The following is an 11,625-nucleotide window of genomic DNA, read 5'->3' on the forward strand; positions in this document are numbered from 1 at the left end:
TGCGCGGCGGCGGCCAGGAGGCGCGCCTGCGCGGCGGCACCGAGAACCTGCCCGGCATCGTCGGGCTGGGGGTCGCCGCCGACCTCGCCGATCCCGCGCAGGCGGATCGACTCGCGGACCTGCGCGACGGTATCGAGGCCGGCCTGCGCGCCTGCGTACCCGACCTCGCCGTGTTCGGTGCCGGCGCTCCGCGCCTGCCCAACACCTTGAGCTTCGCCGTTCCGGGGCTCGACGCCCCGACGGCGCTGATGCGGCTGGACCTCTCGGGCGTCGCGATCTCGTCCGGCTCGGCCTGCGCCTCCGGCAAGGTCGCGCGCTCGCCCGTACTCATGGCCATGGGCGTCACCCCCGCGCTGGCCGCGGGGGCCCTGCGCGTGAGCCTCGGGTGGAACAGCACCGAAAGCGACGCAGCGCGGTGTCGCGCCGCCTGCGAACGCCTAGTGGAGACCCTATATCGACGGCAGGGGCACGCGGCGTGAGTGCCGCCTTCCCAAGCCATCCGACCAACACCCGGCCCTTGACGCCGGGCATGTCAGGAGACGCATAATGCCTGCAGTGCAGGAAACCATCGACCGGGTCCGTTCGATCGACCTCGACCAGTACAAGTACGGGTTCGAGACCACGATCGAGATGGAGAAGTCCGAGAAGGGCATCTCCGAGGACGTGATTCGCTTCATCTCGGCCAAGAAGGACGAGCCCGAGTGGATGCTGGCCTGGCGCCTCGACGCCTACAAGCGCTGGCAGACCATGCAGGAGCCCGATTGGGCCCGTGTCTCGTACGACAAGGTCGACTACAAGGACATCTACTACTACGCGGCCCCGAAGCGTCCGGCCGCCATGTCCCTGGATGAAATCGATCCGGAGATCCTGAAGACCTACGAAAAGCTCGGCATTCCCCTGCGTGAGGTCGAGGTGCTGGAGGGGATCGCCCCCGAGCGCCGGGTCGCGGTCGACGCGGTGTTCGACTCCGTCTCGGTCGCCACCACCTTCAAGGCCGAGCTGTCCAAGGCCGGCGTGATCTTCATGCCGATCTCCGAGGCCATCCGCGAGTACCCGGACCTCGTGAAGAAGTATCTCGGCTCGGTCGTGCCCGTGACCGACAACTTCTTCGCGACCCTGAACTCGGCGGTCTTCTCCGACGGCTCGTTCGTCTACATCCCGCCGGGCGTGCGATGCCCGATGGAGCTGTCGACCTACTTCCGCATCAACGAGCGCGACACCGGGCAGTTCGAGCGCACGCTGATCATCGCCGACAAGGGCTCATACGTCTCGTATCTGGAGGGCTGCACCGCCCCGAAGCGCGACGACAACCAGCTCCACGCCGCCGTGGTCGAGCTCGTCGCCCTCGACGACGCCGAGATCAAGTACTCGACGGTGCAGAATTGGTACCCGGGCGACAACGAGGGCAAGGGCGGCATCTACAACTTCGTGACCAAGCGCGGCGATTGCCGCGGCGCCAACTCGAAGATTTCGTGGACGCAGGTCGAGACCGGTTCGGCGATCACCTGGAAGTACCCGTCCTGCATCCTGCGCGGCGACAACTCGCGCGGCGAGTTCTACTCGATCGCGGTGTCGAACGGCATGCAGCAGGTCGATTCCGGCACGAAGATGATCCATCTGGGCAAGAACACCACCAGCCGGATCATCTCGAAGGGCATCTCGGCCGGGCGCTCGCAGAACACCTACCGGGGCCTCGTCTCGGCGCACCGGAAGGCCACCGGCGCGCGGAACTTCACGAACTGCGACTCGCTCCTCATCGGCGACCAGTGCGGCGCGCACACCGTGCCGTACATCGAGTCGAAGAACTCCTCCGCGCAGTTCGAGCACGAGGCCACCACCTCGAAGATCTCGGAAGACCAGATGTTCTACTGCCAGCAGCGCGGCCTCTCCAACGAGGAGGCGACCGCGCTCATCGTCAACGGCTTCGTCCGCGACGTGCTGCAGCAGCTGCCGATGGAGTTCGCCGTCGAGGCCCAGAAGCTGATCTCGATCAGCCTCGAAGGCTCGGTGGGCTAGGGCGGCTCGACTTAGGCATCCCGCGTGCACTTCCCCTCTCCCCTCTGCGGGAGAGGGGAGCCCACGAAGCGGGTCGGGCCGGGACGAAGTCCCGCATGAGGGGAGCGCGCTCATCGGAGAGGTCGCTCCTTTTCCTGCCTGCTCCGCAGGCACTTTCCCCCGCAGAGGGGGAGGGTCGCTCCGCGTTTCAAATTCTAGAACGGACTATGCTGCAATGATCGAAATCAAGAACCTCACCGTCGCCATTGAGGACAAGCAGATCCTCAACGGCCTCAACCTCACGGTCAACGATGGCGAGGTCGCGGCCATCATGGGGCCGAACGGCTCGGGCAAGTCGACCCTGTCCTACGTCATCGCCGGCAAGGAGGATTACGAGGTCACGGACGGCGAGATCCTGCTCGACGGCGTGAACATCCTCGAGATGAGCCCGGACGAGCGCGCGGCGTCGGGCGTGTTCCTGGCCTTCCAGTACCCGCTGGAGATCCCCGGCGTCGGCACCATGACCTTCCTCAAGGCGACGCTCAACGCCCAGCGCCGGGCGCGCGGCGAGGGCGAGCTCTCGACCCCGGACTTCATCCGCAAGGTGAATACGGCCGCCGAGAAGCTGGAGATCAACAAGGAGATGCTCAAGCGCGCCCTCAACGTCGGGTTCTCCGGCGGCGAGAAGAAGCGCATGGAGATCCTGCAGATGGCCCTCCTGGAGCCGAAGTTCTGCGTCCTCGACGAGACCGATTCCGGCCTCGACATCGATGCCCTGCGCATCGTCTCGGAGGGCGTCAACGCGCTGCGCGCGAAAGGCCGCTCCTTCCTCGTCATCACCCATTACCAGCGCCTGCTCGACTACATCGTGCCGGACGTGGTCCACGTCATGTCGCAGGGCCAGATCGTGAAGTCGGGCGACAAGGACCTCGCCAAAGCCCTCGAAGCCTCCGGCTATGCCGAGTACCGCACGGGCGAGGCCGCCTGAGATGGCCGACATCACCCCCCTCCGCACCGCGGCCGAGACCGGGCTCTCCAAGCTCTTCGAAGCCACGAAGATGAAGTACCCCACGGGCGTCTCGATCGCCCGCGAGGAGGCGTTCCGCTACTTCGAGGCGGTCGGCCTGCCGACCCGCCGGGTCGAGGCCTTCAAGTACACCGACCTGCGCTCGGCGTTTCGCGACGCCGCTCATCCGGCCGAGATGCCCTCGGCCGAGACCGCCAAGGCGTCCGTGGCGAACGCCAAGGGCTTTGCCGGGATCGAGGCCGTGCGCCTCACCTTCGTCAACGGCCACCTGATCGAAGCCGAATCCGACCTCGGCCGGATTCCGGCCGGCGTCACCGTGACCCCGCTGACCCGGGCGCTCACCGAGGGCCACCCGCAGCTCGACCGGCTGACGCCGGTGCGCCAGGCCTCCGAGAACCCGATCTACCAGCTCAACACCGCCTTCCTGGCGGACGGTGCGCTGATCGCCGTGGAGGCCGGGGCCAAGGTCGAGACCCCGCTGCACCTGCGCTTCATCGGCACCGGCGCGGAGGCCTATTCGACGGCCACCCGCGTGCTGGTGACCCTGGGGGAGGGCGCCGAGATCATGGTGCTGGAGAGCCACGAGGGGCCGGACGGCATCGCCTACCAGCCCAACGACGCCCTCGACGTGACGGTGGCCGACACCGCCACCTTCCGGCACGCCCGCCTGAATGCTGAAGGCCGCGAGGCCGTGGCGCTCTCGACGCTGTCCGTAAAACTCGGCGCCGCGTCGGCGGTCGAGACCGTCAACGTGGTCGTGGGCGGCGTACTCTCGCGCCACCAGGTCTACCTGAACTTCGCCGGGGCCGACGGCCGCGCGGTGGTGAACGGGGCGGCCATGCTCAATGGCCGCCAGCTCGCCGACACCACCTTCCTGGCCGACCACGCCGCCACCGGCGGGGTGAGCCGCGAATTGTTCAAGACCGTGGTGGACGGTGAGGCCACGGGCGTGTTCCAGGGCAAGATCATCGTCCAGCAGGCGGCCCAGCAGACCGACGGCAAGATGATGTCGGCCTGCCTCATCCTGTCCGACGACGGCCAGATGATGAACAAGCCCGAGCTGGAGATCTTCGCCGACGACGTCGCCTGCGGCCACGGGGCCACCTGCGGCGCGCTGGACGAGGACCTGCTGTTCTACCTGATGCAGCGCGGGCTGCCGAAGGCCCAGGCCGAGAGCCTGCTGGTCCAGGCCTTCCTGGGCGCCGCCATCGAGTCGGTCGCCCATGAGGGCGCCCGCGAGGCGCTGGTCGGCACCATCGAGGCGTGGCTCGCGGCGCGCGGCTGATCGCATCCCGACAGGGCCCTTCCCCCTTGCGCGGGGGGAAGGGTCGCGCGCGCCGGACACCCAACAGGTATCGCCATGAACGCACCCGTCCTGAACACCCCCTACGACGTCGCGGCGATCCGGGCCCAGTTCCCGATCCTGGCCGAGAAGGTCTATGGCCGGCCGCTGGTCTATCTCGACAACGCGGCCTCGTCGCAGAAGCCGCGCGCGGTCATCGACGCCATGGTGAACTGCATGGAGACGGGCTACGCCAACGTCCATCGCGGGCTGCACTTCATGGCGAACGCCGCCACCGAAGGGTTCGAGGGCGCGCGCGAGACCACGCGGCAGTTCCTCAACGCCGACTCCACCGACGAGATCATCTTCACCCGCAACGCCACCGAGGCCTACAACCTCGTGGCCTCGTCCATGGGCTGGGCCGGCCTGATCGGGGAGGGGGACGAGATCATCCTCTCGATCATGGAGCACCATTCCAACATCGTGCCCTGGCATTTCCTGCGCGAGCGGCGCGGCGCCGTGATCAAGTGGGCGCCGGTCGACGACCAGGGCAACTTCCTCGTCGAGGAATACGAGAAGCTGTTCACGCCGCGCACCAAGATGGTGGCGATCACCCATATGTCCAACGTGCTCGGCACGGTGACGCCGGCCGCGGAGATCGTGCGTATCGCCCACGCCCACGGGGTACCGGTTCTCCTCGACGGGGCGCAGAGCGCGGTGCACCAGCCCATCGACGTGAAGGCGCTCGATTGCGATTTCTTCGTCTTCACCGGCCACAAGGTCTACGGTCCCACCGGCATCGGTGTCCTCTACGGCAAGCGGGAATGGCTGGAGCGCCTGCCCCCCTACCAGGGCGGCGGCGAGATGATCCGCACCGTCTCCCAGGACACGGTCACCTACAACGATCCGCCGCACCGCTTCGAGGCCGGCACGCCGGCGATCGTCGAGGCGGTGGGCCTCGGCGCGGCGCTGGAATTCATGATGACGCTCGGCCGCGACAGGATCGCCGCCCACGAGGCCGCCCTGCTGGCCTATGCCCAGGAGCGCCTCGGCGCCATGAATTCCCTGCGGATGATCGGCACCGCCAAGGACAAGGGCGGCGTCATCGCCTTCGAGATGAAGGGGGCGCATGCCCACGACATCGCCACGGTGATCGACCGCTACGGCGTGGCGATCCGGGCGGGCACGCACTGCGCCATGCCACTCCTCACACGTTTCGGCGCGACCTCCACCTGTCGCGCCTCGTTCGGACTGTATAACACCACGCAGGAAGTCGACGCCCTCGCCGAGGCGCTTGCCAAGGCCGAGATGATGTTCGCCTGAGGACCAGACCATGAGCGACGCAGCCATCACCGGCGGGGCCAACACCCCCACCATCGCGAGCGACTCGGCGATCCCGCCCGAGGAACTCGACCGCCTGACCGACGACATCGTGGTCGCCCTGAAGAGCGTCTACGACCCCGAGATCCCGGCCGACATCTACGAGCTCGGCCTGATCTACAAGGTCGACATCGCCGACGACCGCAAGGTCGCCATCGACATGACCCTCACGGCCCCGGGCTGCCCCGTGGCCGGCGAGATGCCGGGCTGGGTCGAGACGGCGGTCGCCGCCGTGCCGGGCGTCCAGTCCTGCGCCGTCACCATGGTGTTCGACCCGCCGTGGGACCAGAGCCGGATGTCGGACGAGGCCCGCGTCGCCCTGGACATGTGGTAGCGCAGGCTCAGGCCTCGGCCGCGAGATCCCGGCGCGGCGGGAAGCTCAGGCCGTCATAGATGTCCGCCATCGCCAGCGTCGCGCCGATGGCGGGCAGGTCGATGACGGCGTCGAGCCCCTCGAAGGTCTCGATGTCCCATCCCGCTCCGAGGCGCCGGTAGAGCAGGGCCTGTGGCTTCAGCGTCTCGACGAGAAGGATGTAGGCCAGGGTCGGGTGGCGCTTGTACTCCTCGACCTTGCGGGTCTGGTCGATCGTGGTGGTCGACGGTGACGCCACCTCGACCACGAGCTTCGGCTCTCGCGCCTCGTAGGTGTCTTGGACCAGGGGCGCGCATTCGACCATCACGTCGGGTCGGCGCAAGCCCCGAATGCTGGTCCGGAGCGCGATGTCGGCCGTGGTCGGACGGCAGGATGTCCCGCGCAGTTGCGCGTACAGAGAGCCGATGACGTTCACCGTCGCCCGGTCGTGCTGCATGCTGGCCCCGGTCATCATCCGGTGTCGCGGCACCGGGTGGCCGTCGACGAGTTCGTAGAGTTCGTCCTGGTCGCGCTGCCAGACGAAGAAATCCTCGGGCGTCATGATGAGGCGTGCGGCGTCTGCCATGACGATCCTTCCTGGCCTTCCCTCGCGCCACTCTACCACAGAGCGCCGCTTCCCGCGCGGTCGGCCATGGACCGCAGGCTCGGCAATCCTTATCTTAACCGGGTTCGATCATCCTCACCCGCCCGGGCCTTGAACCCGGCCGTCGGAGAGACATCATGGCATCCAAGTTCCAGGTCCTGTCGCTGACCGACGCGGCCGCCGCGCGCATCAAGGCGATCATCGCCGATGCGGACCGGCCCATCGCGGGCCTGCGCGTCGGCGTGAAGAACGGCGGTTGCGCCGGCATGTCCTACACCATGGAATACGCCGAGGCGCAGAAGCCCGGCGAGGACCGGGTCGAGGATCGCGGCGTCACCGTCTTCGTCGATCCGAAGGCGCTGCTCTTCCTGCTCGGCACGCAGATGGACTTCCAGACCAGCAAGCTTTCGTCCCAGTTCGTGTTCAACAACCCGAACCAGACTTCGGCGTGCGGCTGCGGCGAGTCCGTGGCGATCACCCCGGTGAACCCCGAGGCGGTCGGCGCGCGCGCCTGAGCCGAGGCTCGCCCCACCTCAGGCGACGTGGGGCAGGTGCGCCGCCTCCGCGTCGTCGACGGTGCGGTTGCGGCCGTCGCGCTTGGCGCTGAACATGCACTGATCGGCGCGCTCCAGGAGCGACACGGCCGTGTCGCCGGGGCGCGTCATCGCCAGCCCGAGCGAGATCGTGACCTTACCCAAGGACTCGCCCGTCGAGCGCTTGACGAGTTCGCGTGCCATCACGCTGACGCGGACTTTCTCCGCGATGGCCCGGGCGGTGGCACGGTTGGTGTCCGGCAGCAGCATGGCGAATTCCTCGCCGCCGAAGCGGGCGAGGATGGCGCGGCTCTTGACCTGCTCGCGCATGACCACGCCCACGAGGCGTAGAACCTGGTCGCCGGTGATGTGGCCGTAGACGTCGTTGAAGCGCTTGAACGAATCGACGTCGATCACGATCAGCCCGGCGGGTGCGCTCGCGGAGGCGCCCTGGACCAGCGCGCTCAGACTGTCCTCGAAATGCTTGCGGTTGGACAGGCCGGTGAGCGGATCGGTAAGGCTCTCGAGCCGCGTCGCCTCCAGGGTCTCGCGCAGGGCCTCGATCTCGCTGCGGCTCTCGCGCATGCGGGCCTTGAGGGTGCGGTTGTTGGCGCTGACCTCCCGCGTCGTCGCCGCCAGGGCCGCGACGATCCGGTGAACGGCGGCCTGGCTCGGGGCGGGGCCGTCGAGGTCGTGCGCCAGGGCGCGGAGCGATTCACCGTACTGCGTGGTGGAGCCGAGCGAGAGGTCGAGCACCTCCATCACGCCGGCGATCTCGCTCAGCACGCCGGTGCTGGCGTGCTCCGTTGCGGCCGACAGGCGGCTCGGATCCAGATAGGTCCGGTAGAGGGTCTCGATGTCGTCCTCGGTGAGGGCGGCGGAGGCCGCCGTCAGGCGCTTCAGGGCATCGTTCAGCAATGGCTGCGTGCCGGAGACGTACGCGTACCAGACGGCATAGGAGCGCGGGGCCGCGGAGGGCCCGTAATCGCGCATCAGCGTGTTGGCGCGTTCGGCCAGCGCGAAGCTCCGGTCGCGATCGCCATGTGTGCCGTCCATCGTCCGTCCCATCGTCCGCAGGCGCCCCGGATAGAGAGCGCACCCGCGCGATTCATCCTAGGGCGGCGTTGGTGCAGAGTGGGTTAAAGGCGGCTCATTTCGGTGACTTGATCACCGCCGGACGCAGCAGGAAGGCCGGAACGTGCGAGCCCAGGCCGACCGGCGTCTCGCCCTCGTCCTCGTCGCCCCGGCGCCGGGGCGGGGGACGACGCTCCTCGCGCACCCGCTCGGGACGCGGCGCCCGCTGGGCCACGGGGGACGCGGGCGCGGCTTCGCGTTCGGCGATCTCGGCCAGGACGGCCGGGGCACGCTCGGGCGCAGCCCGGCGGGCGGCGGACCTGCCGCCGCGCCCATCGCGCTTGGGCGCGCGGCCCTCGGGCCTGCTCTCGGATTTCCCGCCCTCGGATTTACCGCCCTCGGGGCTCGCGGTCTCGGACCGCGTCACCTCGGATCGGCCAGCCTCGGCCCGACCGCCGGCCCCGGACCGTCCGGCGGCCGCCTTGCCCGCGCCGGGGCGCAGGCGACGGCCACTGCCGGCCTTGCCGCGATAGCGGGTGCGCGTCGAGTCGCCGTCCTCGGACGGGGCGCTGGATTCCGGCACCGAGGCGAGGTCGCCCTCGGCCCAGGGGATCGGCTGCCCGATCAGGGCCTCGATGGCATGGAGCGAGCGCTCGTCGGCGCGGCTGACCAGGGTGAAGGCGTGGCCGGCGCGGCCGGCGCGGCCCGTACGGCCGATGCGGTGGACGTAGTCTTCCGGATGATGCGGCACGTCGAAGTTGAAGACGTGGCTCACGGCCGGGATGTCGAGCCCGCGCGCCGCCACGTCGCTGGCCACCAGGAGCGGCACCTCGCCGGAGCGGAAGGCGTCCAGCGCGATCGTGCGAGCGCGCTGATCCATGTCGCCGTGGAGCGCGGCCACGTTGAAGCCGTGGCTCGCCAGGGACTTCTGCAGCAGCGCCACGTCGCGCTTGCGGTTGCAGAAGATGATGCCGTTGTTCAGCTCGGCCTCGCCGCGGATGAGGCGGCGCAGCAGGTCGCGCTTCTCGTGGCCCTCCGAAGGCGTCGCCACGAGCTTCTGCACGATGGTCGCCGCGGTGGAGGCGGGCCGGGCCACCTCGATCCGCTGCGGCGTGTGCAGGAACATGTCGGCCAGCCGCTCGATCTCCGGCGGCATGGTGGCCGAGAAGAACAGGGTTTGGCGCGTGAAGGGCACCATCTTCACGATGCGCTCGATGTCGGGGATGAACCCCATGTCGAGCATGCGGTCGGCCTCGTCGATGACGAGGAGTTCGACGCCGGTGAGCAGCAGCTTGCCGCGCTCGAAATGGTCGAGGAGCCGGCCCGGCGTCGCGATCAGCACGTCGGTGCCGCGCATCAGCTTGGCGTCCTGCTCGGCGAAGGAGACGCCGCCGATGATCAGGGCGACGTTGAGCTTGTGGTTGATGCCGTAGCGATCGAAGTTTTCGACCACCTGGGCGGCGAGCTCGCGCGTCGGCTCCAGGATCAGCGTGCGCGGCATGCGGGCACGCGCCCGGCCGTTCTCCAGCAGCGTCAGCATCGGCAGCGTGAAGGCCGCCGTCTTGCCGGTGCCGGTCTGGGCGATGCCGAGGACGTCGCGGCGCGCAAGCACGTGGGGGATGGCCTGGGCCTGGATCGGCGTCGGCTCGGAGTAGCCGGCCGCCGTGACGGCCTGGAGGACCTTGTCGCTCAATCCGAGGTCGGCAAAAGACATATTCTATGAGAACCGTTGCGCGCGGGAATGGACCAACCGGCGCGGAGGACATCGACACGGCGACGGCTGGCAGAAAGGGCGGCTTCGACACGACCCGCCGCGCACACGCGTTGCGGGGACACTTAGGGCCTTGCGCCGCCTTGTCAATCGAGGCCACCCTCGACAGGGCGGCTTATCCGCAGGCGCGCGCCGCGCCGGCCCGACCCCGAGGTTCGTCCCGCCTTGCGCATCCTGCTCATCAACCCGAACACCACCCCCTCCGTCACCGACCTCGTGGCGGACCATGTGCGGTCGGTGGCCGGGGCGGGAATCACCCTGGTGCCCGCCACCGGGCGGTTCGGGGCGCGCTACATCGCGAGCCGGGCGGCGGTCGCCATCGCCGGCCACGCCGCCCTCGATGCCCTCGCCGAGCACGTCGCCGGCTGCGACGGCGTCTACCTCGCCTGCTTCGGCGATCCGGGGCTCGCGGCCCTGCGCGAGGTCTCGCCGGTCCCCGTGGTGGGCATGGCCGACGCCGCCTGCCGGGCCGCCGCCAGCGGCGGCCGGCACTTCGCCATCGTCACCGGGGGCGCCCTCTGGGAACCGATGCTGACCGAGTTCGTCGCGGCCATCGGGCTGGCCGAGCGGTTCGCGGGCGTGCGCGCGGTCGCGCCGACGGGGGGCGAGATCGCCGCCGATCCCGACGCGGCCCTCGGCCTCCTCGCCGCCGCCTGCCGGGCCTGCGCCGAGGCAGACGGCGCCGAGGCTGTGATCCTTGGCGGCGCGGCCCTGGCGGGGCTCGCCGCGCGCATCCAGCCCGCCGTGCCGGTGCCGGTCCTCTGCTCGGTTGAAGCCGGCACCCGCGCGGTCCTGGCCGCGGCCGGCGGTGCGTGCCCGGAACGCGGCGCGCCCGCGGTGGCGAGCACCGGCCTCGCCCCGGCCCTGGCGCGCCTCCTCGCGGAGACCTGACCGACCTACTTTGCATCGCAAAGAAAATCCTTGCGTCGCCTCGCGCCCAAAGTTACTTTGCATCACAGAGTGCGAGGCGGGGCAGGGCGGCATGAGCGATCTCGACAAGGCCCTGGCCGACATCGTCGCGATCCGCTCGCAGCTGGTCCGGGGCACGGCCTTCAGCGGCTACGGCTCGGCCGCCTTCGCGGCCACCGCCGGGCTCGCCCTCGCCACCGCGACGGTGCAATCCCTCCTCCTCGACGACCCGGATGGCCGGCCCCTGGCTTATTTCGGCGCCTGGATCGTCACCGCCGTGATCGCCCTCACGCTGATCGGCGCGGAGATGCGGGCCCGGGCCCGCCGGCACACGGGCAGCCTCGGGGACGCGATGATCCAGGACGCCGTCGAGCAGTTCCTGCCGGCGGGCGCCACTGGCGCGCTCCTTGCCCTGGTGCTGGCCCGGGTCTCGCCGGAGAGCCTGTGGCTGCTGCCGGGCCTCTGGCAGGTGCTGGTCAGCCTCGGCATCTTCGCCGGAATCCGCGTCATGCCGCGCGGCGTCGCCCTCGTGGGGGCCTGGTATCTCGTCGCCGGCCTCGCGGTGCTGATCGTGTCGGGGGAGGGCCGCCACCTCTCGCCCTGGGCGATGGGCGTGCCCTTCGCCGTCGGCCAGGGCCTGATGGCCCTGGTGATCCGCGCCGCTTCGGAGACCGACGATGTCCAAGATTGAGACGGGC

Annotated in this window: 12 protein-coding genes; 9 read left to right on the top strand and 3 right to left on the bottom strand. The window is 69.5% G+C overall.

Going from position 1 to position 11,625, the window contains the following annotated elements:
* The 6 genes from K2X24_RS09795 to K2X24_RS09820 form a co-directional block, all read left to right on the top strand.
* A partial coding sequence (locus K2X24_RS09795) for an aminotransferase class V-fold PLP-dependent enzyme (protein ID WP_292497263.1) occupies positions 1-479 on the top strand: 479 nt, incomplete at its 5' end.
* 67 nt (positions 480-546) lie between these two features.
* On the top strand, positions 547-2,016 hold the full coding sequence (gene sufB, locus K2X24_RS09800) for a Fe-S cluster assembly protein SufB (RefSeq protein ID WP_243911005.1): 1,470 nt from the start codon (positions 547-549) through the stop codon (positions 2,014-2,016).
* Positions 2,017-2,230: 214 nt separating this feature from the next.
* Complete coding sequence (gene sufC / locus K2X24_RS09805; RefSeq protein ID WP_292497268.1) at positions 2,231-2,983, top strand: Fe-S cluster assembly ATPase SufC; 753 nt, start codon at positions 2,231-2,233, stop codon at positions 2,981-2,983.
* A 1-nt stretch (position 2,984) separates the two neighbouring features.
* Positions 2,985-4,307, top strand: a complete 1,323-nt coding sequence (gene sufD / locus K2X24_RS09810) for a Fe-S cluster assembly protein SufD (RefSeq protein WP_292497270.1) — start codon at positions 2,985-2,987, stop codon at positions 4,305-4,307.
* Positions 4,308-4,382: 75 nt separating this feature from the next.
* Positions 4,383-5,627, top strand: a complete 1,245-nt coding sequence (locus K2X24_RS09815) for a cysteine desulfurase (protein WP_292497271.1) — start codon at positions 4,383-4,385, stop codon at positions 5,625-5,627.
* 10 nt (positions 5,628-5,637) lie between these two features.
* Positions 5,638-6,018 carry an SUF system Fe-S cluster assembly protein gene (locus K2X24_RS09820; RefSeq protein ID WP_238277884.1) on the top strand — a complete coding sequence of 127 codons (381 nt, stop codon included), beginning with the start codon at positions 5,638-5,640 and terminating at the stop codon, positions 6,016-6,018.
* A gap of 7 nt (positions 6,019-6,025) precedes the next feature.
* Here K2X24_RS09820 and K2X24_RS09825 read toward each other — a convergent pair whose 3' ends face one another.
* The gene (locus tag K2X24_RS09825; protein ID WP_292497274.1) at positions 6,026-6,622 is read right to left on the bottom strand and encodes a Uma2 family endonuclease; all 597 of its coding nucleotides are present in this window, start codon (positions 6,620-6,622) and stop codon (positions 6,026-6,028) included.
* 155 nt (positions 6,623-6,777) lie between these two features.
* Between K2X24_RS09825 and K2X24_RS09830 the strand changes: the two genes are divergently transcribed.
* Entirely contained in the window at positions 6,778-7,155 is a 378-nt protein-coding gene (locus tag K2X24_RS09830) for an iron-sulfur cluster assembly accessory protein (RefSeq protein WP_292497277.1), read from the top strand.
* Between the two features lie 18 nt (positions 7,156-7,173).
* On the opposite strand, the gene K2X24_RS09835 is transcribed toward K2X24_RS09830, so the two are convergent.
* Positions 7,174-8,229 (bottom strand): diguanylate cyclase, encoded by a 1,056-nt coding sequence (locus K2X24_RS09835; protein WP_292497279.1) that lies wholly within the window; start codon positions 8,227-8,229, stop codon positions 7,174-7,176.
* 94 nt (positions 8,230-8,323) lie between these two features.
* Positions 8,324-9,961 carry a DEAD/DEAH box helicase gene (locus K2X24_RS09840; RefSeq protein WP_292497281.1) on the bottom strand — a complete coding sequence of 546 codons (1,638 nt, stop codon included), beginning with the start codon at positions 9,959-9,961 and terminating at the stop codon, positions 8,324-8,326.
* 222 nt (positions 9,962-10,183) lie between these two features.
* Between K2X24_RS09840 and K2X24_RS09845 the strand changes: the two genes are divergently transcribed.
* Complete coding sequence (locus K2X24_RS09845; protein ID WP_292497284.1) at positions 10,184-10,909, top strand: aspartate/glutamate racemase family protein; 726 nt, start codon at positions 10,184-10,186, stop codon at positions 10,907-10,909.
* 91 nt (positions 10,910-11,000) lie between these two features.
* Positions 11,001-11,618: a hypothetical protein gene (locus K2X24_RS09850; RefSeq protein WP_292497287.1), complete on the top strand. Its 618-nt coding sequence runs from the start codon at positions 11,001-11,003 to the stop codon at positions 11,616-11,618.
* The last annotated feature ends 7 nt before the right edge of the window (positions 11,619-11,625 follow it).

The sequence above is a fragment of the Methylobacterium sp. genome, assembly GCF_019750675.1.
Lineage (GTDB): Bacteria > Pseudomonadota > Alphaproteobacteria > Rhizobiales > Beijerinckiaceae > Methylobacterium.

Bases quoted from the DNA above. Each gene is read 5' to 3' on its own strand.
- sufB (WP_243911005.1), top strand. From the start codon at position 547: ATGCCTGCAGTGCAGGAAACCATCGACCGGGTCCGTTCGATCGACCTC.
- sufC (WP_292497268.1), top strand. From the start codon at position 2,231: ATGATCGAAATCAAGAACCTCACCGTCGCCATTGAGGACAAGCAGATC.
- sufD (WP_292497270.1), top strand. From the start codon at position 2,985: ATGGCCGACATCACCCCCCTCCGCACCGCGGCCGAGACCGGGCTCTCC.
- K2X24_RS09815 (WP_292497271.1), top strand. From the start codon at position 4,383: ATGAACGCACCCGTCCTGAACACCCCCTACGACGTCGCGGCGATCCGG.
- K2X24_RS09820 (WP_238277884.1), top strand. From the start codon at position 5,638: ATGAGCGACGCAGCCATCACCGGCGGGGCCAACACCCCCACCATCGCG.
- K2X24_RS09825 (WP_292497274.1), bottom strand. From the start codon at position 6,622: ATGGCAGACGCCGCACGCCTCATCATGACGCCCGAGGATTTCTTCGTC.
- K2X24_RS09830 (WP_292497277.1), top strand. From the start codon at position 6,778: ATGGCATCCAAGTTCCAGGTCCTGTCGCTGACCGACGCGGCCGCCGCG.
- K2X24_RS09835 (WP_292497279.1), bottom strand. From the start codon at position 8,229: ATGGACGGCACACATGGCGATCGCGACCGGAGCTTCGCGCTGGCCGAA.
- K2X24_RS09840 (WP_292497281.1), bottom strand. From the start codon at position 9,961: ATGTCTTTTGCCGACCTCGGATTGAGCGACAAGGTCCTCCAGGCCGTC.
- K2X24_RS09850 (WP_292497287.1), top strand. From the start codon at position 11,001: ATGAGCGATCTCGACAAGGCCCTGGCCGACATCGTCGCGATCCGCTCG.